Here is a 26,968-nt window from a genome sequence, read left to right on the forward strand (position 1 = left end):
CCAGGTCGCCCTCGCCCTGCGCGACGAGGTGGGTGACCTGGAGGCGAACGGCACCTCGGTGATCCAGGTCGACGAACCCGCGCTGCGCGAGACGCTCCCGCTGCGCGCCGCCGACCACGCCGCCTATCTGGAGTGGGCGACGGAGTCCTTCCGGCTGGCCACTGCCGGGGTGCGGCCGGACACGCAGATCCATACCCACATGTGCTACGCGGAGTTCGGTGACATCGTCCAGGCCATCGACGACCTCGACGCCGACGTCATCAGCCTGGAAGCCGCCCGCTCCCACATGCAGGTGGCCCGCGAGCTGGCCGCCCACGGCTACCCGCGCGAGGCCGGACCGGGTGTTTACGACATCCACTCGCCCCGCATCCCCAGCACCGAGGAAGCGGCGGCCCTGCTGCGTAAGGGGCTTGAGGCGATCCCGGCCGAGCGGCTGTGGGTGAACCCCGACTGCGGCCTGAAGACCCGTGGCTGGCCCGAGACCCGGGCCTCCCTGGAGAACCTCGTCGCCGCCGCCCGTACCGTCCGCGACGAACTGCCCGCTTCCTGATCCTCCGCACCACCTCGGGACCGGGGCGCACCACGCCCCGGTCCCGAACCGCTTCTTCACCACGAGGGGCCCATCGATGAGACGACAAGCGCACGAGGTCATGGTGAACGGAACACCCATGGTCGCCGTGCCCGCGAAGGACCTCGACGGGCTGCTCGCCACCCGCAGACAACTGGGCAGCCAGAACGCCCGGATGCACCGGATGAGGGATGTCCTGACCGAGGCCGCGGAGTTTCTGGACGCCCTCGCCGACGCCCTCGCCGACGATCTCGACGGCGCCGTGCCGCCGGGCGGCACCGCTGCCGGCCCCCAGCGCTCTCCGCTCCCTCGGCCGGGCGACCGGAGTGAACTGACCGCCTCCATACGCGAGCGCGCGGAGCGGATGCGCGCCGTCACCGGACGGCCCCGTTCCGCCGGAGCACCGGCCCCCCGCTCTGCGAGTTAGGTATACCTAACTTCGGCAGGGAACACAACATCTGGGGTTACGTGCATCGCCATTCCTCCAGATGTAGTGTTGTCATCGCTGGTGGTTCGCGAGGCGCAGGGGTGCCCCGCGAGGCAAGAGGGAACCCGGTGCGAATCCGGGACTGCCCCGCAGCGGTGAGCGGGAACGACCGCCGTCATACGCACTGGGTCCGTGAGAAGGCCCCGGGAAGCGACGGCCAGTAGGTGCCCTGACGTCGTCAGGACGCGCCCGCGAGTCCGAAGACCTGCCACCGGCGCGTGCACCCGGATGCGGGTGTGCGCGCTTCGAGGCCCCGAGGGAGGGCCGCGTGGCCGTCGTACGGATCCGGGCCCGGCAGGTCTTTCCCGACCCCCGCCCCGCTCTCCGCCTCGCGTGCCGCCGTGCCCCTTCCCCGGTCCTCGGACGACGGAGCCGGGAACGAGCGAGAGGAGGCGGCGACCGTTGAGCGGTCTGATCTATTTCTCCAGCGTCTCGGAGAACACCAAACGCTTCGTGGAGAAGCTGCGGCTGCCCGCCACCCGCATCCCCCTGCACCCGCGCCGCGAGGGCATGCCCGAGGCCACCGAGCCGTACGTCCTGATCGTGCCGACCTACGGCGGCGGTGAACGCGCCGGCGCGGTCCCGAAGCAGGTGATCCGCTTCCTGAACGTCGAGACGAACAGGGCGCTGCTGCGTGGGGTGATCGCCTCCGGCAACACCAACTTCGGCGCGGACTACTGCCTGGCCGGCCGGGTCATCTCGGCGAAGTGCGGGGTCCCGGAGCTGTACCGATTCGAACTGCTGGGCACGGACCGCGATGTCCGTGCCGTGAGGGAAGGGCTGCGGAAGTTTTGGACACGACAGGAACCCTCGGCAAGGCCGAGGGCATGAGCATCGTCAGCACGACGATCACCGCGCCGCCCGCCGGACGCGAGTCGGTCGGTACGCGCCGGGACTACCACGCGCTCAACGCCATGCTGAACATGTACGACTGCGACGGCCGCATCCAGTTCGACAAGGACCGCGAGGCCGTCCGGCAGTACTTCCTCCAGCACGTCAACCCGAACACGGTGGAGTTCGGGTCGCTGAAGGAGAAGATCGACCACCTCATCGACAACGACTACTACGAGGCGGCCCCGTTCCGGCGCTACGACTGGAGCTTCCTGGAGGGCCTGTACCGGCAGGCGTACGCCCACGAGCACCGGTTCCGTACCTTCCTCGGCGCGTTCAAGTACTACACCTCGTACACGCTCAAGACGTTCGACGGCTCGCGCTTCCTGGAGCGGTACGAGGACCGCGTCGTCGCCACCGCGCTGTTCCTCGGCGCCGGTGACGAGAAGCTGGCCTCCGCGCTGGTGGACGAGATGATGTCGGGCCGCTTCCAGCCCGCGACCCCGACCTTCCTCAACGCGGGCAAGGCGCAGCGCGGTGAGCTGGTCTCCTGCTTCCTGCTGCGGGTCGAGGACAACCTGGAGTCCATCGGGCGCGGCATCAACTCCGCGCTCCAGCTCAGCAAGCGCGGCGGCGGCGTGGCGCTGCTGCTGACGAACCTGCGGGAGCAGGGCGCGCCGATCAAGAAGATCGAGAACCAGTCGTCCGGTGTCGTCCCCGTGATGAAGCTGCTGGAGGACTCCTTCAGTTACGCCAACCAGCTCGGCGCACGCCAGGGCGCGGGCGCGGTGTATCTGCACGCCCATCACCCCGACATCATGCGGTTCCTGGACACCAAGCGGGAGAACGCGGACGAGAAGATCCGCATCAAGACCCTCTCGCTCGGTGTGGTCGTGCCCGACATCACCTTCGAACTGGCCAAGCGCAACGAGGACATGCACCTGTTCTCGCCGTACGACGTGGAGCGCGAGTACGGCAGGCCGCTCTCCGACCTGTCGGTCAGCGAGCACTACGACGACCTGGTCGCCAACCCCCGTATCCGCAAGACCGCGCTCAGCGCCCGGGAGTTCTTCAAGACGATCGCGGAGCTCCAGTTCGAGTCCGGCTACCCGTACCTGCTGTTCGAGGACACGGTGAACCGGGCCAACCCGATCCCGGGCTGGATCAACATGTCCAACCTGTGCTCGGAGATCCTCCAGGTCAACACGCCCAGCACCTACGACGCCGCGGCGAACTACGAGACCGTCGGCAAGGACATCTCCTGCAACCTCGGCTCGCTGAACATCGCGGCCGCCATGGGCTCCGGTGATCTCGGTGCGACGGTGGAGACCGCCGTACGCGGGCTGACCTCCGTCTCCGACCAGTCGGACATCGACGCCGTGCCGTCCGTCGCCCACGGCAACGAGCGCTCGCACGCCATCGGCCTGGGCCAGATGAACCTGCACGGCTACCTCGCCTCGCAGCGCGTCCACTACGGCAGCGAGGAAGGCGTCGACTTCACGAACCTGTACTTCTACGCCGTCGCCTTCCACGCCCTGCGTGCCTCGAACCGGATCGCGATCGAACGGGGCACCGCCTTCGACGGGTTCGAGCACTCCGCGTACGCCGACGGCTCGTACTTCGACAAGTACACCGAGCGGGCCTGGGAGCCGGCCACCGACCGGATCCGGACCCTGTTCGCCGAGGCGGGCGTACATCTGCCGACCCAGGACGACTGGCGGCGGCTGAAGGCGTCCGTCCAGGAGCACGGCATCTACAACCAGTACCTCCAGGCCGTCCCGCCCACCGGCTCCATCAGCTACATCAACGACGCGACCGCCTCGATCCACCCCGTGGCCGCCAAGATCGAGATCCGCAAGGAAGGCCGCCTCGGCCGGGTCTACTACCCGGCCCCGCACCTGGACGACGACAACCTGGAGTACTTCCAGGACGCGTACGAGATCGGCTACGAGAAGATCATCGACACCTACGCGGCCGCCACCCAGCACGTCGACCAGGGCCTCAGCTGCACGCTGTTCTTCCGGGACACCGCCACCACCCGCGACCTCAACAAGGCCCAGATCCACGCCTGGCGCAAGGGCATCAAGACCCTCTACTACATCCGGCTGCGCCAGGAGGCGCTGGAGGGCACCGAGATCGAGAACTGCCTGTCCTGCACCCTGTGACCCGCCGCACCCCGTGACCGCCCGCCGCACGCACCTGAAGGCACCACGATGACCACCACCCCCACCCCGGTGACCGACATCTCGGTCACCCCGCCCTCCTACCGCCACGATCCGGCCGCCCGGCTGCGCCCGATCAACTGGAACCGCGTCACCGACGAGAAGGACCTGGAGGTGTGGAACCGGCTCACGGCCAACTTCTGGCTGCCCGAGAAGGTCCCGCTCTCCGGCGACCTCGCCTCCTGGCAGCAGCGGCTCACCGCCGAGGAACGCACCCTGACCATGCGGGTCTTCACCGGCCTCACCATGCTCGACACCCTCCAGGCCACCGTCGGTGAGATCGTGCAGATCCAGGACGCCCGCACCGAGCACGAGGAGGCGGTGTACACCAACATCGCCTTCATGCAGGCCGTGCACGCCCGCTCCTACTCCTCGGTCTTCTCCACCCTCTCCAACACCGCCGAGATCGACGACGCCTACCGGTGGGCCGTCGGCAACGACGTACTCCAGGAGCGCTGCAAGAAGGTCCTCGCCCACTACTACGGCGACGACCCGCTCAAGCGGAAGGTCGCCTCCACGCTCCTGTCCTCGCTCCTGCTGTACGCGGGCTTCTACCTGCCGCTGCACTTCTCCACGCACGCCCTGCTCACCAACACGGCCGACATGATCCGGCTGATCCTGCGGGACAAGGCGGTGCACGGCTACTACTCCGGCTACAAGTACCAGCGCGGTCTGGAGAAGCTGTCCCCGGCCGGCCAGGAGGAGATGCGGGCCTTCACGTACGAGCTGCTGGAGGAGCTGTACGAGCTGGAGCTGCGGTACTCCGGAGAGCTGTACGAACCCCTCGGCCTGATGGACGACGTGGCCGTCTTCGTCCGCTACAACGCCGACAAGGCCCTGATGAACCTCGGCTACCCGGCCCGCTTCACGGCGGAGGAGACCGAGGTCAACCCGGAGATCCTGGCCGCGCTGTCCCCGGGCGCCGACGAGAACCACGACTTCTTCTCCGGGTCGGGTTCCTCGTACGTCATGGGCAAGGCGGAGGACACCGCCGACGACGACTGGGACTTCTGAGCAATGACATCACTGTCGGTCGGCGGCCCTGTGCCCGCCCCACGGGCCGCCGACCCCGCTCCCTCGGGCCCCTGCGTGCTGCTCAAGCACGGTGAGGTCTTCCTCAAGGGCCGCAACCGGCACCTCTTCGTCGAGCGGCTGCACGACAACCTGCGGGTCGCCCTGCGGGGCATCGGCGGCTCCACCTGGATCAAGTGTGCCCAGAACGTGACCGTGCTGGGCGGCGAGGTCCCCCGCGAGGCGCTGGTGGAGCGGGCGCGCCGGGTGATCGGCTTCAACTCCGTCGAGCCGGCCGTCCGCGTCCCCAGCGACCTGGACGCCATTGTCGCCGCGGCCGTGGACGCCCTGAGCGGTCCCGAGCGGCACGGCACCTCGTTCGCCGTACGGACCAAGCGCCGGGACAAACGGTTCCCGCTGACCTCGTCCCGGGTGGACGCGCAGGTCGGCGCCCGCGTCCTGGCCGCGATACCCGGCCTGCGGGTCGACCTGGCGCGGCCGGACGTCCGTCTGACCGTGGAGATCGACCGCAAGGAGACCTACGTCTCCTGGGAGCGGCTCCCCGGGCTGAGCGGGCTGCCCGTCGGCAGCAGCGGGCGCGCCCTGGTGCTGCTCTCGGGCGGTTACGACTCGCCGGTGGCCGCCCACCGGGCCATGCGGCGCGGGCTGGCCTGCGACTTCGTCCACTTCAACGGGGCGCCGTACACGAACCCGGCGTCCGTGTACAAGGCGTACGCACTGGCCCGCGAACTGAACCGCTACCAGCCGCCGGGCGAACTGCACGTCATCGCTCTGGGCAAGGCGCAGAAACAGCTCGCCGTCGCGGGCGCGGGACGGCTCCAAGTGGTGGCGCAGCGGCGGCTCATGGTGCGTACGGCGTCCGCCCTCGCCGCCCGCACGGGCGGCGAGGCGCTGGTCACCGGTGACAGCCTGGGGCAGGTGGCCAGCCAGACCCTGGCCAACATGGTCGCCGTGGACGAGGCCGCCACGCTGCCCGTGCTGCGCCCGCTGCTCGGCCGGGAGAAGCAGGAGATCATCGACGAGGCGCGCTCCATCGGCACCGCCGACATCTCCGTGCTTCCCGACGAGGACTGTTGCAGCCTGCTGGCCCCGCGCCGGGTCACCACCCGGGCCGAACTGCCCCGGCTGCGGGGCGTCGAGCGGCGCCTCGACCTCGACGAGGTGGTCGAGGCGCTGCTCGATTCGGCTCAGGTGATGCGGCCGGACGTGGAGGAGGCGGACTAGAAGGACGTCCAGGTGAAGGACACCCGGTCACCGGCGGCTATCTTGAACTGGCAGCCGCCGACCGGGGTGGGGGTGCCGTTGACCGCGATGTTCCAGTAGGCGGAGCCGCCGCCGCTGACGTTCTTGATGGTGTCGACGGAGAAGTCGTCGAAGGACGCGTACCAGGCTCCGTCCCAGGTGAAGCCGTTCTTCTCGGCGGCGTCGTCGAGTGCGGCGGTCGGCGTGGGGACCTTCGAGGGGTTCGCGCCGCCGTTGGTGCCGTCGCACTTGTGCGTGCCGCCGGTCGCCGTGGTGACGTCGTGCCCCTTGGTTCTGACCTTGCCCTTGAAGAGCAGCCCGTCCGGCCCCTTGACCGTGACCGTCACCTTGACGGCCTTGTTGGTGTTCGCCGCGGGCCCCGCCTGCGCCAGGGCGACGGAGGGGGTGGCGAGGGCGAGGGCCAGGGCGGCCGCGGTGATCGCGGAGCGGTGGGTGAGTGTCCGGTGCATGAGATGCCTTCCCGATCGGATCTCCGGGTCTGCCGAAGCGAACCCGTCGACCTCACCCGGGCACACCACGCGCGCCGTCCCTCGGGGAGCGCACGGAGGTGCCGAGCCGGGCCGGGGCTTCGTCCTGCAAGACCATGACAGTGAGAAGCGGTGCACACCGCACCTCCGGGTACTCCGACTCACGGCGTGTGGAGCGCCGTTCACGGTTGCAGGCCAGCGCCGGATTCCCACCGGCTTCCCCCAGTTGTGCGGGCATTCTTTTGTGGCCCCCGGACCGCGAGATCCGGGGGCAGAACGCATCGTAGGGGCAGGGTGGGGGAGTTCGCGGGCGAATGCCGATTCGGGCTGCCCGGCACGGACACCGGCGAGGTGGGGCGGGCGCGCCGGAGCGGGGTGCGACGCACACTCGTCACACCCCGCTCCATCTGGGCCGCCGGGCCCCTCAGCCCGGCGGCGGACCCGGGCCCCTCAGCCCCGGTCGTCCATGGCGGCCGCCGGTCAGGACGCGGCCGGCACCGGGCGCTGCTCGCGGCCGTCGTAGGAGGCGAGCGGCCTGATCAGGGCGTTGTGGGAGAGCTGTTCGGTGATGTGGGCGGTCCAGCCGGTGATCCGGCTCATCACGAAGATCGGCGTGAAGACGGGGATGTCGAAGCCCATCAGGTGGTACGCGAGCCCGGCGGGGTAGTCCAGGTTCGGGTGGATGCCCTTGCGGGTGACCATGGCGTGGCGCAGGGCCGCGTGCAGCGTGGCCATGCGGGTCACCTCGGGGTCGCCCGCGCGGGAGACCAGGCGGTCGAGGGCCTCCTGCATGATCGGGACGCGGGAGTCGCCGTGCTTGTAGACCCGATGGCCGAAGCCCATGATCTTCCGCTTCGAGGCCAGGGCCTCGTCCAGCCACTCGCCCGCCCGCTGCGGGTCGCCGATCTCGTTGAGCATGTGCATCACGGCCTCGTTGGCGCCGCCGTGCAGCGGGCCCTTCAGCGCGCCGATCGCCGCCGTCACCGCGCTGTACAGGTCGGAGAGGGTGGAGGTGACGACGCGGGCGGTGAACGTCGAGGCGTTGAAGCTGTGTTCGGCGTAGAGGGTCAGGGAGATCTCGAAGCAGCGGACCACCTCCGGCTCGGGCACCGTACCGAAGCACATGTGGAAGAAGTTCTCCGCGTACCCCAGCTCCGGGTCCGGCGCGATCGGCGCGAGGCCCCGGCGGCGGCGCTGGTCGGCGGCGACCACGGTGGGCAGCTTCGCCAGCAGGGTCAGGGACTTGGCCCGGTTGGCGGCGAGCGTGCCGTCGTCCTCCAGCGGGTCCTCCGCGCCGAAGAAGCTGACGGCGGTACGCAGCACATCCATCGGGTGGCAGGTCTCCGGCAGCCGGGTCAGCAGCTCCAGCGTGCTGCGGTCCAGGGGGCGCAGGGCGCGCTCGCGGGCCTGGAAGTCCCGCAGCTGGGCGGGGTCGGGGAGTTCGCCGTGCCAGAGGAGGTACGCGACCTCCTCGAAGGAGCGGTGGGCGGCGAGGTCCTGGACCGGATAGCCCCGGTAGGTCAGGGAGTTGGTCTCCTGGATGACGGTGGAGATCTCGGTGGTGTCGACGAAGACACCGGTCAGGCCGCGGTGGATCTCCGGTGCGGTGGCGGTCATGGGGTGTGCCTCCGGATCGTCGGCGACGCCGTCGGGCGCGCGCTGGGGGAGTACGGGCCGTGGGTACGGGGGCGGGCCATCAGAACAGGCCCTGGGGGAGCGTGGCGTCGTACGCGGCGACCGCCTCGGTGTCCACGGCCGGGAAGAGTCCGTCCAGGCCGGTGGCCGACAGCTCGGCGACGCGCTCGGCCGCCGACAGGAAGCGGTCCTGGGCGTCCGGGGCGACGATCCCCTCCGCGAGGGTGCGGAACTTGTTCGCGTACGCGGGGCGGTCGAAGGGGCGGGCCCCGGCCGGATGGGCGTCGGCGACACCGAGCTCGTCCTCGATCACCGTGCCGTCCTCCAGCGTGATCACGATCCGGCCGCCGAAGGCCCGGCGCTCCGGGTCCGGGTCGTGGTAACGGCGGGTCCAAGCCGGGTCCTCGACCGTGGTGATCTTCCGCCACAGCTCGACGGTCTCCGGGCGGGCGGCGCGCTCGGGGGCGTAGGAGCGCTCGTGGTGCCAGCCCCCGTCCTCCAGGGCGACGGCCAGGATGTACGGGGCCGAGTGGTCCAGGGTCTCCCGGCTGGCGGTGGGGTCGTACTTCTGCGGATCGTTCGCACCGGAGCCGATGACGTTGTGCGTGTGGTGGCTGGTGTGCAGCACGACGGAGCGCACCTTCTCCAGCGGCCCGGTCTTCTCCCGCATCCGCCGCGCCAGGTCGATCAGCGCCTGGGCCTGGTACTCCGCGGAGTGCTCCTTCGTGTACGTGTCCAGGATCGCGCGACGCGCCTCGCCGGGCTCGGGCAGCCGGACCGTGTAGTCGGACTCCGGGCCGTTCAGCATCCACGCGAGGAACCCGTCCTCACCCTCGTAGATCGGGGACGGGGACGTCTCGCCGCGCAGGGCCCGGTCGACGGCCTCGATCGCGGCCTTTCCGGCGAAGGCCGGGGCGTACGCCTTCCAGCTGGAGATCTCGCCCTTGCGGGACTGCCGGGTGGCCGTGGTGGTGTGCACCGCCTGCTGGACCGCCTGGTACACGGTCTCGGCCGGCAGCCGCAGCAGGGCGCCCAGGCCGCAGGCCGTGGCCGCGCTCAGGTGGGCGACGTGGTCGATGCGGTGTTCGTGCAGGCAGATGCCCTTGACCAGCGCGACGTGCACCTCGTAGGCGGCGACGATCCCGCGCAGCAGGTCCGCGCCGGAGCGCCCGGTGTGCTGGGCGACGGCGAGGAGCGGCGGGATGTTGTCGCCGGGGTGGGAGTAGTCGGCGGCGAGGTAGGTGTCGTGGAAGTCCAGCTCCCGTACGGCGGTGCCGTTGGCCCAGGCCGCCCACTCGGGCGAGACCCGGCCGGTGGAGCCGAAGACGGCGGCGCCGGGCGCGGCGGCGGAGTGCGCGAGGGCCTGGGCGCGGGCGACGGCGACCGGGCGGCGCAGCAGGGACGCGACCGCGACGGACGCGTTGTCGATGATCCGGTTGGCGGCCATGGACGCCGCGTCCTTGTCGAGCGCCTCGGCCTCCTGGGTGCCGGTGGCGACGACGGCCAGCTTCCAGGCGAGCTGCTCCTCGCGGGGCAGCCGGGCGGCGCTGGGGTGGACGCGTACCTGGTGGTCGATCACGGGACTCCTCGCAGAGAGCGGCGGGCGCTGATGCCATGGACAGTGCCCGTTCCACAGCCCCGCGACCACCTGTCGAATCTGCGGATCTTCACCAGGAACGAGCGGCGAATCTGCGAATTCTGCGAATAACGCGGACGGGATGTTCGCAAGTACAGTCGCTGGTGTACGCCGCCTGCGGAAGGCATGCGACCAGGAGGGATCCCGTGGCCCGACGAGCGAACGAGCACAAGGTCTACGCGCACTCCAAGCTGCGCCGCCTCCGCCGTGAGCGGGGCATGAACCAGGTCGACATGGCCCGTGCGCTGGGCATCTCCGCGAGCTACGCCAACCAGATCGAACTGGGGCAGCGGCCGCTGACCGCGAGCGTGCTGCTCCAGATCGCGAAGGTCTTCGGCGTCGACGCGGAGTTCTTCTCCGAGGCCGCCGGGGACCGGCTCGCGGCCGACCTGCGCGCGGCCCTGGCCGACGAGGCGTGCGGGGTGGCGGTCCCGGCCGTCGAGGAGATCGCCGAGGCGGCCCGCGACCACCCGGAGGTGGCCCGCGCCCTGGTCGCCCTGCACCACCGCTACCGCGACACCGCCGAACAGGCGGCCGCCCTGGCCGCACCGGCGTCGGGACAGACCCTGCTGCCCGGTGCGGAGCCGCACGACGAGGTACGCGACTTCTTCTACGCCCACCACAACCACTTCGGCCCCCTCGACACGGAGGCCGAGCGCACCGCCGAGGCCCTGGAGCTGCGCCCGGGCCGGGCCGCCGACCCCCTGACGGCCCTCCTCGCCGAACGGCACGGCGTCCACGTCGTCCAGGCGGCCCCGGGCCGTACCGCCGACGCTCGCCGCTACGACCCCGACACCGGCCTTCTCTTCCTCTCCCCGTGGCTCAGCGACGGCCAGCGGGCGTTCCAGCTCGCCACCCAGCTGGCCTTACTGGAACAGCGCCCGCTGATGGACGAACTCGCGGACAGCGCGGCCGAGCTGACCTCGCCCGAATCGTTCGTCCTGGCCCGTATCGGCCTGGCGAACTACTTCGCCGGGGCGCTCCTCATGCCGTACACCGTCTTCCACACCGCCGCCGAGGCCGTCCGCTACGACATCGAGCTGCTGTCCGCCCGCTTCGGCGTCGGCTTCGAGACCGTCTGCCACCGCCTGAGCACCCTGCAACGCACCGGCCACCGCGGAGTGCCGTTCTCCTTTCTCCGCGTCGACCGGGCCGGGAACATCTCCAAGCGGCAGTCCGCGACCGACTTCCACTTCTCCCGCCTCGGCGGTACGTGCCCGCTGTGGACGGTCTACGAGGCGTTCTCGGCGCCCGGCCGCACCCTGACCCAGGTCGCCGAAATGCCCGACGGCAAGCGCTACTTCTGGGTCGCCCGCACGATCACCCGGGGCGGCTACAGCCACCACGCCCCGCGCGCGGAGTTCGCGGTCGCGCTCGGCTGCGAACTCCGCCACGCCCACCGTCTCGTCTACGCCGAGGGCGTCGCCCTCGACGACCCCCGGGCGGCGACCCCGATCGGGCTGGGCTGCCGCATCTGCGAACGCCGCGACTGCGCCCAGCGGGCCCGGCCCCCGGCCGGCGGCCGACTGGCGATCGACCCGGACCGACGGACGTACGTGCCGTATCCGGTGGAGGGAACCGGCTTCCGCGTCCCGGGGGCGTCCTGAGCGGAGGGAAATCCTCAGGCGGCCCGCGCGGGTGTGGCGGCTACCGGGTGCAGCGCGGCGTACTCCAGCGGCGCCGACGGGTCGATGGACACGTTCAGCTGCGCCGGGTCGGCGCCGGCCCGTACCAGCAGGTCGCCGACGGCGGCGATCATCGCCCCGTTGTCGGTGCACAGCGTCAGCGGCGGTACGCGCAGCTCGACGCCCGCCGCCTCGCACCGCTCCTCGGCCAGCGCCCGGACCCGGGAGTTCGCCGCGACCCCGCCGACCACGACCAGGGTGCGGACGTCGTACCGGCGGCAGGCGGCCAGCGCCTTGCGCGTCAGGACGTCCGCGACGGCCTCCTGGAGAGAAGCCGCCCCGTCGGCCAGGGGGATGTCCTCGCCGCGCAGGCGGTGCTGCTCGGCCCAGCGGGCGGCGGCGGTCTTCAGCCCGGAGAAGGAGAACGCGTACGGGTCGTCCTTCGACCCCAGCAGCGGCCGGGGAAAGGCGACGGCACAGGGGTCGCCCTCGCGCGCGGCCCGGTCGATGGCCGGCCCGCCCGGATACGGGAGCCCGAAGACACGGGCGACCTTGTCGAAGCACTCGCCCGCGGCGTCGTCCACGGTGTCGCCCAGGTGCAGGATCGGATCGCGCACCAGATCGCGGACGAGCAGCAGCGAGGTGTGCCCGCCGGAGACGATGAGCACCATGCACGGATCGGGCAGCGGCCCGTGCTCCAGGGTGTCGGCGGCTACGTGCCCGGCCAGATGGTGCACCCCGTACAGCGGCACCCCCGCCGCGTACGCCAGAGACTTGGCCCCGGCCAGACCGACCTGAAGCGCCCCGGACAGCCCGGGCCCCGTGGTCACCGCGACGGCGTCGATGTCCCGCACCCCGAGCCCCGCCTGCGCCAGGGCCTCCCGGACGACGGGGGTGAACGCCTGGAGATGCGCCCGCGCGGCGATCTCCGGCACCACCCCGCCGTAACGGGCGTGCTCGTCCATGCTCGACGCCACGACATGCGCGAGCAGCCGCCCGCCGGAGACGATCCCCGCCCCCGTCTCGTCACACGACGACTCGATGCCCAGCACCACTGGAGTCCGCACGGAGTCCTCTTCTCGCGTAGCTGTCGTTACTGCGACTAATGTGCAATAAGGCTACGGCCCGGCGGGATGCCCGGAGTAATTGGTCAACGGCACCCCCGGAATGCCGTACAGTTGTGTTCACCGACGCGGGGTGGAGCAGCTCGGTAGCTCGCTGGGCTCATAACCCAGAGGTCGCAGGTTCAAATCCTGTCCCCGCTACTGAAGATCCGGGCCCGGCACGCAGACAGCGTGCCGGGCCCGAGTCGTTTCCCGGGCCCGAGTCGTTTCCCGGGCCCGAGTCGTTCTCCGGGGCCGGTCGAGGACGCTTGACCTTGACGCAGCGTAAAGATCTAGCGTTTCCGGCATGGAGTGGTCCATTCAGGAAATCGCCCGCCAGGCCGGCACCACGAGCCGCACGCTCCGGCACTACGGGGACCTCGGTCTCCTTGCGCCGAGCCGGATCGGGAGCAACGGCTACCGCTACTACGACCAGGACGCCCTCGTCCGGCTACAGCGCATCCTGCTGCTGCGGGAGCTCGGGCTCTCGTTGCCCGCGATCAAGGACGTACTGGAGGGGCAGCGGGACACGGCGGTGGCGCTGCGGGCGCATCTGCGGCTGCTCGAACAGGAGCAGGCGCGCATCGGACGGCAGATCGCCTCGGTGCGGACCACCCTCCACAAGACCCAGGAGGGGATGGAACTCATGGCCGCTGAAGTGTTCGACGGCTTCGACCACACCGCCCACGAGCAGGAGGTCACCGAGCGCTGGGGCCGGGACGCGTACGAGGAGGGCGACCGCTGGTGGCGTTCGCTCGGGGACGCGGAGAAGAAGGCGTTCCAGGACGAGCACGAGGCCATCGCGCGCGACTGGGGCCGGGCCAGGGAGGCCGGGCTCGCCGCCGACGGGCCCGAGGCGCAGGAACTCGCCCGGCGGCACTGCGCCTGGCTGGCCTCGGCCAAGGAGCCCAGCCGTTCGTACGTCATCGGGCTCGGGGAGATGTATGTCGCCGACCCGCGCTTCGGAAAGAACTACGATCGCCACGGAGACGGCACCGCCGCCTTCGTACGGGACGCACTGACGGTCTACGCGCACCACCGGCTCTCCGACTGACCACGGCCGGCCGGGCCGCCACCGCGGTTTTTCCCCCTATTCGGCCGATGCCCGGTCGCCGCTCGGCGCGGCTCCGGGAAGCCTGGACAGGGCGCGGTACCGTCCGCAGCCGTGGGTGGACCGGGCAGGAGTGCACAGGTGGGGATGGCCGAAGGACGGCGCAGCGGAGCGGCGGGGAGCATGGACGCCCTGAGCCGTGCCGTGTTCGGTTCCCGGGAGGGGGAGCTGACGTCCGGCGGCGGACGGGGCACCGGGCGGTTCATCCGGATGCTGCCCGCCCTGCTCATCCTCGGCGGACTGCTGTTCGACTCGCTCGCCCCGCCCAACTTCACCGCCGTCCCCCTCTTCGTCGCGGCCCCGCTGATCGCCGCCCCCTTCTTCTCGCTCTCCCGGACCGTCCGCACCGGCATCGCCGCGGTCATCTCCGTCATCGTCATGCGGATCTCCGACGGGACGTCCACCCAGGTCGTCCCCGTCATCGAGATGATCACCGTGCTCACGGGCTCGGTGCTGGCCCTCGTCATCAACGGCGTCGTACGGCGAGGCAACGAGCAGCTGGCCTCGGCCCGCGCCGTCGCCGAGACCGCCATGCGGGCCGTGCTGCCGACGCCGGCCGAGCGGATCGGCGGGCTCCAGGTGGCCGCGCGGTACGAGGCGGCGCAGGCGGACGAGTTCGTGGGCGGCGACCTGTACGCCGTCGCGGACACCCCGTACGGCGTACGCGTGGTGGTCGGCGACGTCCGCGGCAAGGGGCTGGACGCCGTCGAGGCGGTGGCGGTGATCATCGGCGCGTTCCGGGAGGCCGCCGAGCAGGAGCGTTCGCTGGAGGGCGTGGCCCAGCGGCTGGAGCGGGCGCTGGCCCGGGAGGGGACGCGGCGGTACGGGCTGGACGCCATGGAGGGGTTCATCACCGCCGTACTGGCCGAGATCCCGCCCGGGGCGGCCACGGTCCGCCTCGTCAACCGCGGCCACCCCGAGCCGATCCTGCTCCACGCGGACGGCGCCCTGGAGGTGCTGGCACCCTCCGTGCCCGCCATGCCGCTGGGGATGGACCTCGGGGTGTGGCCGGACCGCGCCGACGAGTGGGCCATGCCTCCCGGCGCGACGCTCCTCGCCTTCACGGACGGCCTGTCCGAGGCCCGGGACGCGAACGGCGTCTTCTACGATCCGGCGGCCCGGCTGCGCGGCCGGATCTTCCCGGGGCCGGAGGAGCTGCTGTCCGCGCTGACCGATGACGTACGGCTGCACACCGGCGGGCGGGCCACGGACGACATGGCGCTCATCGCGGTCGGCCGGCCGGCGGAGGGGCAGCCTGTGCGGCGGACGACCGTGAAGATCGTGGGCCGGGGCGACGAGGACGCGGCTCACTGACGTCGGCACGATGCCACGGTGCGTAATCGAAGGGCACCGCTCCGCATAACATTTGATACACCGTCAGAAAAAGGCCTGTGCCTGAGCCCCGGTCAAGTCGCCCGTTTCCGCCCGCTTGACCCCCGTACCTCCCGCCCCTGTTCGTTAATGATCAACAGGAACAGCTTGGAATCGGGCCCGGGTGTCTATTAACGTTCGATAACGCAGCGCGGTCGTCACAGCCGTCGACAGGGACGGCGCCGCGCGCGAGCGCCGAATTCCGCAAGGGAACCGGGGAACCACCTACATGGGGTGAATCGGACGCCTGCGTCTCGTGAGAGGCGGAGGGGCCCGTAGGAGACCTTCCTGCTCCGAACCCGTCAGCTAACCCGGTAGGCGAGAAGGAAGGAAAGGAGTGCGCCCACGTGGCGTCCAACAAGCCTGCCCCTGAGGCCCCGTCACCCTTCAGCACCGACAGCTACGGTGGTGCCGAGCGGTCCGTGGGGGAATGGAATCCCACCGAGGACTCCATCCGTCCCGTGCGCGGCAGGCACCGTGTGGCCAAGCAGCGTGGTCTGGCCCGTAGCTCCACCGTCCTCGGGGTCGGCGTCATAGCGGCCGTCGGAGCGGGGGGCATGGCCACCGCTCAGGACAAGGCACCCGTCTCCATCTCTCTTCCCGATTCCATCGCGGACAACCTCCCCGACGCCAAGTCCCTTCCCGGCGTCGGGTCCTTCATGTCCGACGACGAAGCGGATGCCGTCCCGGTCGCCGCGGCCGCGCCGCTCACCACCGCCGGGCTCACCAGCGCCGAGGCCGAGCAGGGCACCGACGCCGGCGAGGCGCTGCGCGCCCGGATCCTCCAGCAGGCCGAGCAGCAGCAGGCCAGCGCCGACGCCGAGGCCAAGGCCGAAGCCGAGAAGGCCGCGGCCGAGAAGGCGGCGGAGGAGGCCAAGAAGCAGCAGGACGCGGCCGAGGCCGAAGCCGCCGCCAAGAAGAAGGCGGAAGAGGAAGCGGCGAAGAAGAAGGCGGAGGAGGAGCGTCTGGCCAAGCTCGCCGCCAGCTTCTCCCTGCCGACCTCCTCGTACACGATCAGCTCGACCTACGGTCAGTCCGGCGCGATGTGGTCCTCCGGCCAGCACACCGGCCTCGACTTCGCCGGGGCGGCCGGTTCGCCGCTCAAGGCCGTGCACAGCGGCACGATCACGTCGGCCGGCTGGTCCGGCTCGTACGGCTACCGCACGGTGCTCCAGCTCGATGACGGCACGGAGATCTGGTACGCGCACCAGTCCTCGATCGACGTCTCGGTCGGCCAGAAGGTCACCACCGGCGAGACCATCGGCCGCATGGGCGCCACCGGCAACGTCACCGGCGTCCACCTCCACCTGGAGGTCCGCACCGCGGGCGGCTCCGCGATGGACCCGATGGCCTGGCTGAACAGCAAGGGCCTCTCGGTCTGAGCCCCCGGGCCGCCCTTCTCCGGCGGTCCACCCCGAAACCCCGGCAGCCCTGACGCACACCCCCCGACGTCAGGGCTGCCGGTCTGTCCGGGGGAGAGGCCACCGGCCCGAAGGGAGTCCGCGGCGGAATACCGGCCCCCGCCCGGCCCGTTGAACCCTGACATGACTTCCGCGCGCACCCCCCTCGGCACCTCCGGCCTCCAGGTCTTCCCCCTCGCCCTCGGCGGCAACGTCTTCGGCTGGACGGCGGACGAGAAGCAGTCCTTCGCCGTCCTGGACGCGTACGTCGCGGCCGGCGGCAACTTCATCGACACCGCCGACGCCTACTCCGCCTGGGCCGAGGGCAACCGGGGCGGCGAGTCGGAGACCGTCATCGGCAAGTGGCTCGCCTCCCGTGGGAACCGGTCCGACATCGTCGTCGCCACCAAGGCCGGCGCCCACCCCGACTACCGGGGGCTGGCGGCCGGCACCATCAAGGGCGCGGCCGAGGCGTCGCTGCGCCGGCTCGGCACCGACCACATCGACCTCTACTACACGCACTTCGACGACGAGACCGTCCCGGTCGAGGAGATCATCACCGCCCTCGACCAGCTGGTGAAGGACGGCAAGGTGCGCCACATCGCCGCCTCCAACATCAGCCCCGAGCGCCTCGCGGCCTCCCTCGCCTTCTCCGAGCGCGAAGGCCTCGCCCGGTATGTCGCGCTCCAGCCGCACTACAACCTGGTCTCCCGCGCCACCTACGAGGGCGCCCTCCAGGAGACCGCGGCCGGCGCGGGCCTCGCCGCCGTCCCCTACTACGCGCTCGCCTCCGGCTTCCTCACCGGCAAGTACCGCCCCGGTACGACGGTGGAGAGCGCGCGCTCCGCCAAGGCGGGCGGGCACCTGGAGTCGGAGCAGGGCCGCAAGGCGCTGGCCGCCCTCGACCGGGTGGCCGGGGAACGGAACGCCGAGGTCGCGACGGTGGCCCTCGCCTGGCTCGCCGCACAGCCGACCGTCGCCGCCCCGATCGCCTCCGCCCGTACGGTCGAACAGCTCCCCGCCCTCGTCGCGGTCGCCGACCTCCGGCTGACGGACCGGGAACTCGCGCTGCTCACCGAGGCGTCGGCCTGACAGAGCCGGGGTCGCCGTAGCCGTGTCCGTAGCCGTACGGCTGCGCGTGGGGCTGCCCGTACGCCGGGGCGTACCCGTACCCGTATCCGTACGGCTGCTGTCCGTACGGCATCGGCGCGTGGCGGCCGTGGGGCGCGTGGTACGGGCCCCGGCCGGACGTGAGGCGGGCCGCGTGGGTCAGGGCCGGGGCCGCGATGTCCCGGCGCTGCCACAGGTGGTGCAGCAACTCCCGCTCCCGCGCGCCGAAGTCCGGGCCCACCGCGCCGTGGCGGGCCCGGCGGCGCAGACCCGCGAGCGACGTCGCGAACGACTCGTACTCCGCGACCGCGCGGGCCGCCGCCCGGCCCCGGGTCCGGTCCCGCTGCCAGTGGCGGGCCAGGTCGCGGGCCATGCCCCGGGCCCGCATGGAGGAGAGCGCCGACGGCTCGGCGGGGGTGAGCCAGCCGGCCGCCGCGTACGCGGGCAGCTCGGCCGCGAGCGTACGCAGCTCCCGCTGGCGCGACCAGATCGCCAGCCAGGTCACCAGGCCGAACGCCGGGACCATGACGATCCCGTACACCACATGGAAGCCGTACGGGCCGAAGGCCGACGAGCCGTTCCACAGGGCGTGCAGCCCCATCGCGAGCAGCAGACCCAGCACCGGCAGGGCGATCCGGCGGACCCGGTGGCGGCGGGCGCTGACGGCCGCGAAGCCGAAGCCGAGGCCGGTGAGGACCGTGAACAGGGGGTGCGCGAACGGGGACATGACGATCCGCACGAAGAACGTCCCCGCCGTCACCGAGGCCAATCCGGAGCTGCCGAGCTGCTGGTCCTCGCCGAAGGCGTTGCCCAGATAGAGGATGTTCTCGGTGAACGCGAAGCCCGTCGCGGTGAAGCCGGCGACGACGATGCCGTCCACCACCCCGCTGAACTCCCGTCTGCGGAACACGAAGATCAGCAGCACGGCCGCCGCCTTCGCGCTCTCCTCGACCACGGGGGCGATCACCGTCGCCCCCAGGGTGTCGGCGCTCGCCGGGTCCGCCGTCGCGGTGGCTATCCAGCGCGTCGCGAAGGAGTTCGCGATGATCGCGACGAGCGCCGCCGCACACGCGCCCCAGGCGAAGGAGAAGATCAGGTTCCGCCAGGGCCCCGGCTCGACCCGGTCCAGCCAGCGGAACGCGGCCATCAGGAGCGGCACCGGCAGCACCGCCAGGCCGAGGCCGACCAGGAACCCTTCCGGGCCGGTCTGTTCCCGTACGAGCGCGAGGATCACCAGGCCGCACAGCAGGAGCGCGACGATCACGGCCCCGGCGCGGAACACCTTGCTGCGCCACACCATGCCGACGCGGCGCGGCCGGTAACGCGCCCGGCCGTGCTCCGGCGCGGCGCCCAGGACCTCGTCGAGCCGCTGCTCGTGGAGGACCGGGACGGCCGGGTGCGCCTGCTGATGCTGCACGGAGGGGTCGGACACCTTGTCGACCCTAACGAGGAGCACTGACACCCGGCGACGGCGCATCCGGCCATCGCCCGGCGGCCGGATGCGTGCGTCGGACAGCCGGCCGGTGCGTCAGACGCGGGCGAACAGCAGGTCGTGGACGACGTGCCCCTTGTCCAGGCCCTGGCCTTCGAAGCGGGTGAGCGGCCGGAACGCGGGGCGCGGGGCGTATCCGCCGTCGGCCGCGGTGTTCTCGAAGCGGGGGTGCGCGGTGAGCACCTCCAGCATCTGTTCGGCGTACGGCTCCCAGTCGGTCGCGCAGTGGACGATCGCGCCGGGCTTCAGCACCGGGGCCACCAGGTCCAGGAACTCGGGCTGGATGAGCCGCCGCTTGTGGTGCCGGGCCTTGGGCCACGGGTCGGGGAAGTAGACGCGCAGGCCGTCCAGGGACTCGGGGGCCAGCATCTCGCGCAGCAGGATCACCGCGTCGCCGTTGGCCACCCGTACGTTCGTCGAGCCCGCCTTGTCCGCGAGGCCCAGCAGATTGCCCTGGCCGGGGGTGTGGACGTCGACCGCGAGGATGCCGGTGCCCGGGTCGTCGGCCGCCATCTGCGCGGTGGCCTCGCCCATGCCGAAGCCGATCTCCAGGACCACGGGCAGCCCGTCGAACAGCTCGGCCAGATCGAGGACGCGCTTGCCGTCGATGTCCAGGCCCCACTTGGGCCACAGCCGCTCCAGGGACTCCTGCTGGCCGGTGGTGACCCGGCTGCGGCGCGGCTGGAAGCTGCGGATCCGGCGCTCGTGGTGCGAACCGGCCGGGTCGGCGGCGGGGCCGCCGGGGAAGCGCGGCTCCATGCGCAGCCGGCGCGCCCGCTCGAAGGAGGCGGCCCGCAGCGCGGCGGCTTCGTCGGAGGCCGGGGCTTCGGCTGCCGTGGCATCGGCGGCCTGGGCCTCGCGGGTCGCGGCCTCGCCGGTCGCGGCTTCGGCTGCCGTGGCGTCGGCGAGCGCGTCGGCCGCCGTGGAGCCGGTCCGCGCGGGGCCGGCCGGCGTCGCGTCGGCCGACGGCACGTCGGGGGATCCGGCGGGGGTGGGGTTCAGGGGCTGCTCAGACACAATGACCGGATTCTACGGCGGGCGGCCTCCACCCCGTCCCCCGAGCCCGGCGCAGCGCCAGCCGCGCCACCTCCCGTCCGATGGGCAGGCACGCCGTCGCGGCGGGCGACGGGGCGTTGAGCACATGCACGGTGTGCGGGGCCTCGCGGATCAGGAAGTCGTCGACCAGCGTGCCGTCCCTCAGCACCGCCTGGGCCCGCACCCCGGCGGGCGACGGGCGCAGGTCGTCCTCGGTGACGGCGGGCAGCAGCCGCTGGACGGCCCGGGTGCACGCGGACCGGGACAGCGAGCGGTGCACCTCGCCCGCCCCGTACCGCCAGTGGCGGCGGGCGATCTGCCAGGTGCCCGGCCAGCTCAGCGTGGACAGCAGTTCGGCGGGGCGGACCCGCGGCCAGGTGTACCCCTCGCGGGCCAGGGCGGGGACCGCGTTCGGCCCGACGTGGACGGAGCCGTCGAAGCCCCGGGTGAGGTGGACGCCGAGGAAGGGGAACGCCGGGTCCGGCACCGGGTAGACCAGACCACGCACCAGCTCGGGGCGGGCCAGCGCGTAGTACTCACCCCGGAACGGGACGATCCGCACCCCCGGGTCGTCACCGGCGAGGCGGGCCACCCGGTCGCAGTGGAGCCCCGCGCAGTTGACCAGCACCCGGGCCCGCACGACCAGCCCGTCCGCCGTGCGCACCGCGACGCCCCAGGGGCGCCGGTCTATCGCCGTGACCTCCGCGCCGTACCGCACGATGCCGCCCGCCGCCGTGACCTCGGTCGCGAAGCGGGTGGCCACGGCGGTGAAGTCGCAGACGCCCGTCGTGCCGACCCGGATCGCCGCCAGGCCCCGGACCTCCGGTTCGTGCTCCGCGATCTGGGCCGGGCCCAGCTCCCGCACGGGCAGCCCGTGCTCGCGGCCGCGCTGCACCAGGGCGTGCAGCCGGGGCAGCTCGGAGCGCTCGGTGGCGACGATCAGCTTGCCGGTGGTGGCGTGCGCGATGGAGTGCTCCGCGCAGAAGTCCGCGAGCTCCGCCGAGCCGCGCAGCGCGTACCGCGCCTTGAGGGAGCCGGGGCGGTAGTAGATGCCGCTGTGGATCACGCCGCTGTTGCGGCCGGTCTGGTGGCGGGCGGGGCCGCTCTCCTTCTCCAGGACCGTGACCCGGGTGCCCGGGGCCGCCCGGGTCAGCGCGTACGCGGTCGACAGACCGACGATCCCGCCGCCGATCACCAGCACATCGCAGTCGTACGCCGCGTGCGTCATCATCACGCCACCTCCCACCCCGATAGTGCACTGACCCACTGACAACCGGCTCAAACCCGAGATGGGAAGGGCGTGGCGCACACTCCGCCCGGCACCGGCCCGGTGGGCGGGGTGTGCGTCCGGTTCAGGCCTGGGTGACCAGCAGCGGGCGGGCCCGCTCGCGCAGCTCCGCGACCCGGGGCTCGTCCCCGTACGGCTCCAGGCGGTGCAGCAGATCGCGCACGTACTCCGTGGTGCGGGCCGAGGAGATCCGGCCCGCGACCTCCACCGCCCGGGTGCCCGCCGCGCAGGCCGCGTCCAGGTTGCCCGACTCCAGCTCGGCGACGGCGGAGACGACGAGCCGCAGTCCGTGGCTGCGGACGAACTCCTCGGTCGGCCGGGACAGCGCCTGCTCGGTGAAGCGCCGCACCTGGCGGGGGGCTTTCAGGTCCCGGTAGCACTCGGCGGCGTCGGCGGCGAACCGGTCGTAGCCGTAGAAGCCGAGCCAGGACGGATCGGCGTCGCCCGCCCGGGACCGCTCCAGCCAGCTCTCGGCGCCCTTGAGCGCGGCCCCCGCGGCCGGTGCGTCGCCGGCCTTCGCATGGGCGCGGGCCTCCACCAGCCGGAAGAAGCTCATGGTGCGGGCGGTGGCGAGACCCCGGTTGCGCTCGACGGCGGCCTGGGCGAGGTCGACGCCCTCGTCGGCGAAGCCGCGGTAGGTCGCCTGGAGGGACATCGAGGCGAGGACATAGCCGCCGAGCGGGACGTCGGCGGCGGCCCGGGCCAGGCGCAGGGCCTGGATGTAGTAGCGCTGGGCGGCCTCCTGCTGGCCGGTGTCGAAGGCCATCCAGCCGGCCAGCCGGGTCAGTTCGGCGGACGCGCCGAACAGAGCCCGTCCGACCTCGTCGGTGTACGAGCCGAGGAGCAGGGGTGCGGCGTCGACGCGTAAGCACTCGGGAACCATGGAGGAACGCCAGTCGCCGCCCCCGTACTTGGAGTCCCAGCGCCGGGCGTCCTGGGCCGCCTCGCGCAGCTTCGACACATCGCTGTGGCCGACCCGCAGCGGCGAGGCGTCCGCCGCGGAATCGGGTCCCGGCTGTACGGGGACGGAGCCTGCCGTGCCGCCGGTGTGGAGGATGTGTGCGCCCCGGGCGTCCGGCGCGGTGCCCGGCCCGTGGGCTCCGGCCGTGCCGGGGCCGTCGGGTCCGCCGCCGCGCGCCCCGAGGACCGCCGCCTGCGCCGCCGTCGGGTCCCGGGCCACCGACGGGTCGGCGGGGGTTATCAGCCAGCGGGAGGCGGGTGTCGCATAGGCGCTCACCGAGAAGGATCCCGCCAGGGACTGCCAGATCCCGCCGCCGCCCCGCCGCCCGGCCAGATCCAGCCGGTACAGCTCGGTCGCCGACCGGACCGCCTCGCCCACGTCCCGGGGGAAGGCGAGACCGACCTCCGGGGCCGGGTCCGCGTCGGCGAGGCCGATCTCGTGCAGCGGCACCGGGCGGCCGAGCTTGGCCCCGATCGCCGCCGCGATGAGATGCGGCGCCGCGCCCTGCGGCACCATCCCCTTGGCGACCCACCGGGCCACCGAGGTCTTGTCGTAGCGAAGTGTCAGACCGCGCTGTGCTCCGAGGTCGTTGACCCGCCGGGCGAGCCCGGCGTTACTGATTCCCGCGAGGGCGAGAACCGTGCCGAGCTTCTCGTTCGGCCCGCGTTGCTCCCTGGACATGCGCCACCCCTCGACACACAGACGGCCGCCGCGTCACCGAGGACGGCGCGCGGCATTCGTACCGATGCCTCCCCAGGTTCGAACCCTCGTACTCCGCCTGCACACGCATGTGGCCGAGCCCCGAGGAATATGCCCCCCTGTCGAGAACACCAGTAAACACAGCGTAGTTCTCCCTATCCCTACCGTTAAGGGGCAGACGTCCGGATGGCGGGATTGTTGTCCGTGCGGGCGGTCCGGGTGTCCGGGGCGGGGGGTACGGGCCGGGGTGGGGCGTGCTCCCGGTGTGTGGCCGTGCGCCCGGCCGTGCGCTCTGGCCCCTCCCGTGGCGGGGCGCTTGGCTGAGTCCTGCGTGGGTCGGCCCGCTGCACTGGACTCAGTGGGCTGGGGGAAACCGCCGCTCCATTCCCCGCGGGCGGCGGACCGGTCCGGGAGGTGAGGCCCACCTCCCGGACTGTGCGTGGAGGGGTCGCCAGGGGGGCGCGGCACGGTATGCGCGTAGGGCGGCACTTCGAGAGAATGGCCGAATAGCGACGGTCCGGTGAGGGTCTGGCCAACGATCCGACTATGGCCGGATATCGACGCTGTTTCCGGGCGGCGCCGGCCCCTCCCCTTCCTCGGGGAGCGGGCCGGGGCGGCGCGGGGACCGTACGGCCCGACCGTCGCAACTCCCGGAACCAGCAGTTCCGTTGCTGTCGTCGCGGTGAAGACCACGTCGGGCCTTTGCCAGGGGCGCATGCTCTTCCGGCGTGCGCTGCCCGTACACCCTCTCCTGCGGCGTTGTCGTGGCAGCATGTCCCGCAGCGGCGTTCTCGCTCATCTCGTGCGCCGTTTGTCCACAGCCTGTGGAGGCGGCGATGCGTTGGTTGGTGGGATGGAGCAGTATCGCCGCGAGCTTCGGCACCGTCGGCGCCGTCGGAAACGGCGGAGAGGGGCGCACGGTTCACCCCGTGGGCTCCCAACTCCTGTGGGGCGACCCGGATCCGCTGTGGGCGGTCGGCGACTGGCGGCCCGACGAGATCCGCGTCATCGGCGTCGCCACCCCCGAAGGCGCCCCCACCGCCCGCCTCGCGGTCCTCGGCTGCTGCGGTGCCACCGACGAACAGCTGCGCGTCGGGCTGCTCGCCGCACGCGGCGGCGCGATGCGCCATCTCACCGCCTGGCCCGGCAGTTACACCGCCGTGGTGCAGATCGGCCGCCGCATCACCGTCGCGGGCGACCTCGCCGGAGCCCGGCCCGTCTTCCACACCCCCTGGGCCGGCGGCACCGCCTACGCCACTGCCGCCCTGCCGCTCGCCGACCTCATCGAGGCCCAGCTCGACATCGGGCACCTCGCCGCCCTGCTCGCCTGCCCGGAGACCCCCGAGGCCCTCGGCGACGGCACGCCCTACGAGGGCGTGAGGCGGGTCCCGCCGGGCCACGCCCTGATCCTGCGCGAGGGCTCGCGGGAGATCACGGGTTACGAAGCCGTCGCCTCGCTCGCCGTCGCCGCACCGCAGGCCGACCCGGTGCACGCGGTGGAGGGCGTACGGGACGCGCTCGTCGAAGCCGTACGCGCCCGGCTCACGGCCCCGCGCCACGCGCCGGAGAGCATGCCGCAGGACCCGGGGCCCGTCCCCGGCATGGGCCCCGCCGACCGGCGCGCGGCCCGGGGCGGACCCGTGGCGGGCATCGGCGCCGACCTCTCCGGAGGCAGCGCTTCCGCGACCCTCGCCCTGCTCGCCTCCGGGCTGCCCGGACTGCCCGGCACCCTCCTCGGCCACGGCACCGGCGCGGGGGAGCGGCTGCTCGCCGTCACCTTCAACGACCTCACCACCCGCGGCAACGAGGGCGAGATGGAGCGGGCCCGCGCCATCGCCGCCAACCCGCGCCTGCACCACGTCGTCGTCGCGGCGGGCGAAGAGGCCCTGCCGTACGCCGGGTTGGAGACCGTCACCCTGACCGACGAACCGGCCCCCTCGCTCGTCCTGGCCGACCGGCACCGCCGCCGGCTCTCCGCGGGCAGCGCCGACCACCTCGTCGGGACCGGGGCCCGGCAGGTCCTGGACGCGCACCCGGCCCGCCTCGCCGACCTCCTGATGGACCGGCGCAGACGCCATCTCCTGCGCCCCGTCGCCGCCCTCACCAAGGCCGAAGGCCCCACGGCGCACTCCCTGTTCGTCCCGCTGACGGTCTACCGGGCCGCCCGTCGGCTGGCCCGTACGTCGTACCGCACCGGCCTGGAGTCCGCCGCCGGGCTCCTCCCCGACGCCAACCGCCACGCCCCCGACCTCGCCACCCCCGCCGACGCCTCGCTCGCCGCCCTCGCCTGGTCGCGCCCGGGGCCCGCGGCGCGCTGGCTGACGGGGGAGGCACTGGCCGAAGTATCGGTTCGCCTCCAGGAGGCGGCGATCCGGCCCACCTCCGTCCAGCGCCCCGGCGAGGCCCGCGCCCGCGCCACCCTCGCCCGCGCCGCCGCCGACCACCGCATCCTGGAGCAGGCGGCCGAGATCCGCAGCCAGCGGCTGCACGCCCCGTTCCTCGACAACCAGGTCGTCCGGGCGGCCCGCGCCCTGCCCGAGTCGCTGCGGGTCCAGCCCGGCGCACGGGCCGCGATCCTGCGCCGGGTGCTCGGCGGGGCGGGCATCCACGATCTGCCGCCCGGCTGGGGAACGCCCTCCCAGGCCACGTCCACCGCCGTCACCCGGACCGGCCTGCGCACCGCGCTGCCCGAGCTGATGGCCCTGTTCGACGCCCCGCTGCTCGCGGACGCGGGCCTGGTCGAGGCCCGGGTGGTCCGCAAGGCCCTGCGCGCCGCGTCCGAGGGCGAACCGCTGCCCCTGGACGGCCTGGCGGACCTGGCCTCCACCGAACTGTGGCTGCGCCGCCTGGTGACCCGCCGGGGCACCTGCTGGACGGGCACGGCGGCCCCGCGCCAGCGCGCGGTCGCGGGCGGAGTGATCCCCGCCCGGCGCACACTCCAGCCCTGACCGGAACCCGCCGTAGCGGATCTTTGGCTGGGGGCCGCGGCCAGGCGGATCCGCGCGGCGCGCGTACGGCTCAGGTACAGCTGATCCGGGACTCCGCCCAGTCGGCCAGGGCCACCCCGCCCATCGGCCCCTCCGGCTCCACCACGAGGCGGATCGAGGACTGGCCCGCGATGCCCACGCTCACCGGGACGGCCGGAGCGCCGCCCTTCATCACCGGGGAGCGCCACAGCCTCGTCCCGTCCCCGTTGAAGACGGAGAAGCGCACCGCGCCGAGCCCGAGCGTCAGGTCGTCCACGCCGACCATGGCCTCGTAGCGCGTGCACGGCCGGTTCAGCTGGATGGTCACCGAGGAGCGGGCGTGCACGGTCACCCCGTGCGCGTAACGGGTGGAGGCGATCGACACGTTCGACCGCTGCCAGACCCAACTGCTCTGCCCCATCACCACTTCCGGCTCGGTGTGGTCGCCGAACACGGAGTACGCCAACTCGCTGACCTGGTACACCTCCGGCGCGGGCGGCGGCGGTGTGGGCTTGGGCGGCTTCGGGGACGGCGTGGGAGTGGGCGTCGGCTTCGGGGACGGCGGCGGGCTCGGCGCCGGGGGCGCGGGCTTCGGCGGCGGCTCGGGCGAGGGCGTGGGGCTCGGCGTGGGCTTCGGCGCGGGCGCGGGCGTGGACGGGGCCGGCG

At 72.6% G+C, this 26,968-nt stretch carries 20 protein-coding genes, 1 tRNA gene, 1 pseudogene and 3 riboswitches; of the genes and pseudogenes, 13 read left to right on the top strand and 9 right to left on the bottom strand.

The window, feature by feature from the left end; genetic code table 11:
* The 6 genes and pseudogenes from A3Q37_RS33845 to thiI form a co-directional block, all read left to right on the top strand.
* Window positions 1-550: pseudogene (locus tag A3Q37_RS33845) on the top strand (5-methyltetrahydropteroyltriglutamate--homocysteine S-methyltransferase); the annotation flags it as partial.
* Between the two features lie 76 nt (window positions 551-626).
* The gene (locus tag A3Q37_RS33850; protein WP_141693640.1) at window positions 627-995 is read left to right on the top strand and encodes a hypothetical protein; all 369 of its coding nucleotides are present in this window, start codon (window positions 627-629) and stop codon (window positions 993-995) included.
* A 65-nt stretch (window positions 996-1,060) separates the two neighbouring features.
* Window positions 1,061-1,283, top strand: a riboswitch (cobalamin riboswitch).
* Window positions 1,284-1,457: 174 nt separating this feature from the next.
* A complete protein-coding gene (nrdI, locus tag A3Q37_RS33855; RefSeq protein WP_065490794.1) occupies window positions 1,458-1,886 on the top strand; it encodes a class Ib ribonucleoside-diphosphate reductase assembly flavoprotein NrdI in 429 nt (142 codons plus the stop codon).
* On the top strand, window positions 1,883-4,051 hold the full coding sequence (gene nrdE, locus A3Q37_RS33860; protein ID WP_065490796.1) for a class 1b ribonucleoside-diphosphate reductase subunit alpha: 2,169 nt from the start codon (window positions 1,883-1,885) through the stop codon (window positions 4,049-4,051). Before nrdI ends, nrdE begins: the two co-directional genes overlap by 4 nt.
* Window positions 4,052-4,099: 48 nt before the next feature.
* On the top strand, window positions 4,100-5,122 hold the full coding sequence (nrdF, locus tag A3Q37_RS33865) for a class 1b ribonucleoside-diphosphate reductase subunit beta (protein ID WP_079138110.1): 1,023 nt from the start codon (window positions 4,100-4,102) through the stop codon (window positions 5,120-5,122).
* Window positions 5,123-5,125: 3 nt separating this feature from the next.
* A complete protein-coding gene (gene thiI / locus A3Q37_RS33870; protein ID WP_065490798.1) occupies window positions 5,126-6,364 on the top strand; it encodes a tRNA uracil 4-sulfurtransferase ThiI in 1,239 nt (412 codons plus the stop codon).
* Here thiI and A3Q37_RS33875 read toward each other — a convergent pair.
* The 3 genes from A3Q37_RS33875 to A3Q37_RS33885 form a co-directional block, all read right to left on the bottom strand.
* Window positions 6,361-6,852 carry a DUF4430 domain-containing protein gene (locus tag A3Q37_RS33875; protein ID WP_065490800.1) on the bottom strand — a complete coding sequence of 164 codons (492 nt, stop codon included), beginning with the start codon at window positions 6,850-6,852 and terminating at the stop codon, window positions 6,361-6,363. The genes thiI and A3Q37_RS33875 overlap by 4 nt on opposite strands.
* Window positions 6,853-7,019: 167 nt before the next feature.
* Window positions 7,020-7,093: riboswitch (cobalamin riboswitch) on the bottom strand.
* Between the two features lie 257 nt (window positions 7,094-7,350).
* Entirely contained in the window at window positions 7,351-8,487 is a 1,137-nt protein-coding gene (locus tag A3Q37_RS33880; RefSeq protein WP_065490802.1) for a bifunctional 2-methylcitrate synthase/citrate synthase, read from the bottom strand.
* Between the two features lie 79 nt (window positions 8,488-8,566).
* Window positions 8,567-10,084 (bottom strand): MmgE/PrpD family protein, encoded by a 1,518-nt coding sequence (locus tag A3Q37_RS33885; protein ID WP_065490804.1) that lies wholly within the window; start codon window positions 10,082-10,084, stop codon window positions 8,567-8,569.
* 203 nt (window positions 10,085-10,287) lie between these two features.
* Here A3Q37_RS33885 and A3Q37_RS33890 point away from each other — a divergent pair, with 203 nt between their 5' ends.
* Window positions 10,288-11,748 carry a short-chain fatty acyl-CoA regulator family protein gene (locus A3Q37_RS33890; protein ID WP_065490806.1) on the top strand — a complete coding sequence of 487 codons (1,461 nt, stop codon included), beginning with the start codon at window positions 10,288-10,290 and terminating at the stop codon, window positions 11,746-11,748.
* 14 nt (window positions 11,749-11,762) lie between these two features.
* On the opposite strand, the gene tsaD is transcribed toward A3Q37_RS33890, so the two are convergent.
* A complete protein-coding gene (tsaD, locus tag A3Q37_RS33895) occupies window positions 11,763-12,821 on the bottom strand; it encodes a tRNA (adenosine(37)-N6)-threonylcarbamoyltransferase complex transferase subunit TsaD (RefSeq protein ID WP_065490808.1) in 1,059 nt (352 codons plus the stop codon).
* 136 nt (window positions 12,822-12,957) lie between these two features.
* On the opposite strand from tsaD, the gene A3Q37_RS33900 reads away from it, so the two are divergent.
* The 5 genes from A3Q37_RS33900 (at window position 12,958) to A3Q37_RS33920 (ending at window position 17,843) form a co-directional block, all read left to right on the top strand.
* Window positions 12,958-13,031 (top strand) — tRNA-Met (locus A3Q37_RS33900).
* A gap of 145 nt (window positions 13,032-13,176) precedes the next feature.
* Window positions 13,177-13,923 (top strand): MerR family transcriptional regulator, encoded by a 747-nt coding sequence (locus A3Q37_RS33905; RefSeq protein WP_065490810.1) that lies wholly within the window; start codon window positions 13,177-13,179, stop codon window positions 13,921-13,923.
* 144 nt (window positions 13,924-14,067) lie between these two features.
* The gene (locus tag A3Q37_RS33910; protein WP_079138111.1) at window positions 14,068-15,294 is read left to right on the top strand and encodes a PP2C family protein-serine/threonine phosphatase; all 1,227 of its coding nucleotides are present in this window, start codon (window positions 14,068-14,070) and stop codon (window positions 15,292-15,294) included.
* 240 nt (window positions 15,295-15,534) lie between these two features.
* A riboswitch (cyclic di-AMP (ydaO/yuaA leader) is annotated at window positions 15,535-15,687 on the top strand.
* An 11-nt stretch (window positions 15,688-15,698) separates the two neighbouring features.
* A complete protein-coding gene (locus A3Q37_RS33915; protein ID WP_065490814.1) occupies window positions 15,699-16,733 on the top strand; it encodes a M23 family metallopeptidase in 1,035 nt (344 codons plus the stop codon).
* 162 nt (window positions 16,734-16,895) lie between these two features.
* A complete protein-coding gene (locus A3Q37_RS33920) occupies window positions 16,896-17,843 on the top strand; it encodes an aldo/keto reductase (protein WP_065490816.1) in 948 nt (315 codons plus the stop codon).
* Here the strand turns inward: A3Q37_RS33920 and A3Q37_RS33925 are convergent.
* The 4 genes from A3Q37_RS33925 to A3Q37_RS33940 form a co-directional block, all read right to left on the bottom strand.
* Window positions 17,824-19,293: a PrsW family glutamic-type intramembrane protease gene (locus tag A3Q37_RS33925; protein ID WP_065490818.1), complete on the bottom strand. Its 1,470-nt coding sequence runs from the start codon at window positions 19,291-19,293 to the stop codon at window positions 17,824-17,826. The genes A3Q37_RS33920 and A3Q37_RS33925 overlap by 20 nt on opposite strands.
* A gap of 96 nt (window positions 19,294-19,389) precedes the next feature.
* Window positions 19,390-20,370: a tRNA (guanosine(46)-N7)-methyltransferase TrmB gene (gene trmB / locus A3Q37_RS33930; protein WP_065490820.1), complete on the bottom strand. Its 981-nt coding sequence runs from the start codon at window positions 20,368-20,370 to the stop codon at window positions 19,390-19,392.
* Window positions 20,363-21,619, bottom strand: a complete 1,257-nt coding sequence (gene lhgO, locus A3Q37_RS33935; protein WP_065490822.1) for an L-2-hydroxyglutarate oxidase — start codon at window positions 21,617-21,619, stop codon at window positions 20,363-20,365. The genes trmB and lhgO overlap by 8 nt, the downstream gene beginning before the upstream one ends.
* A gap of 121 nt (window positions 21,620-21,740) precedes the next feature.
* Window positions 21,741-23,318 (bottom strand): sporulation protein, encoded by a 1,578-nt coding sequence (locus tag A3Q37_RS33940; RefSeq protein WP_065490824.1) that lies wholly within the window; start codon window positions 23,316-23,318, stop codon window positions 21,741-21,743.
* A gap of 854 nt (window positions 23,319-24,172) precedes the next feature.
* On the opposite strand from A3Q37_RS33940, the gene A3Q37_RS33945 reads away from it, so the two are divergent.
* Window positions 24,173-26,284, top strand: a complete 2,112-nt coding sequence (locus A3Q37_RS33945; protein WP_107471635.1) for an asparagine synthase-related protein — start codon at window positions 24,173-24,175, stop codon at window positions 26,282-26,284.
* A gap of 70 nt (window positions 26,285-26,354) precedes the next feature.
* On the opposite strand, the gene A3Q37_RS36200 is transcribed toward A3Q37_RS33945, so the two are convergent.
* A partial coding sequence (locus A3Q37_RS36200; protein ID WP_176711570.1) for an NPCBM/NEW2 domain-containing protein occupies window positions 26,355-26,968 on the bottom strand: 614 nt, incomplete at its 5' end.

It is taken from the genome of Streptomyces sp. PTY087I2, assembly GCF_001687325.1.
GTDB lineage: Bacteria > Actinomycetota > Actinomycetes > Streptomycetales > Streptomycetaceae > Streptomyces.

Bases quoted from the DNA above. Each gene is read 5' to 3' on its own strand.
- A3Q37_RS33875 (WP_065490800.1), bottom strand. From the start codon at position 6,852: ATGCACCGGACACTCACCCACCGCTCCGCGATCACCGCGGCCGCCCTG.
- A3Q37_RS33920 (WP_065490816.1), top strand. From the start codon at position 16,896: ATGACTTCCGCGCGCACCCCCCTCGGCACCTCCGGCCTCCAGGTCTTC.
- A3Q37_RS33880 (WP_065490802.1), bottom strand. From the start codon at position 8,487: ATGACCGCCACCGCACCGGAGATCCACCGCGGCCTGACCGGTGTCTTC.
- A3Q37_RS33940 (WP_065490824.1), bottom strand. From the start codon at position 23,318: ATGTCCAGGGAGCAACGCGGGCCGAACGAGAAGCTCGGCACGGTTCTC.
- A3Q37_RS33850 (WP_141693640.1), top strand. From the start codon at position 627: ATGAGACGACAAGCGCACGAGGTCATGGTGAACGGAACACCCATGGTC.
- thiI (WP_065490798.1), top strand. From the start codon at position 5,126: ATGACATCACTGTCGGTCGGCGGCCCTGTGCCCGCCCCACGGGCCGCC.
- lhgO (WP_065490822.1), bottom strand. From the start codon at position 21,619: ATGATGACGCACGCGGCGTACGACTGCGATGTGCTGGTGATCGGCGGC.
- nrdF (WP_079138110.1), top strand. From the start codon at position 4,100: ATGACCACCACCCCCACCCCGGTGACCGACATCTCGGTCACCCCGCCC.
- A3Q37_RS33910 (WP_079138111.1), top strand. From the start codon at position 14,068: ATGGCCGAAGGACGGCGCAGCGGAGCGGCGGGGAGCATGGACGCCCTG.
- nrdE (WP_065490796.1), top strand. From the start codon at position 1,883: ATGAGCATCGTCAGCACGACGATCACCGCGCCGCCCGCCGGACGCGAG.
- A3Q37_RS33945 (WP_107471635.1), top strand. From the start codon at position 24,173: ATGCGTTGGTTGGTGGGATGGAGCAGTATCGCCGCGAGCTTCGGCACC.
- A3Q37_RS33905 (WP_065490810.1), top strand. From the start codon at position 13,177: ATGGAGTGGTCCATTCAGGAAATCGCCCGCCAGGCCGGCACCACGAGC.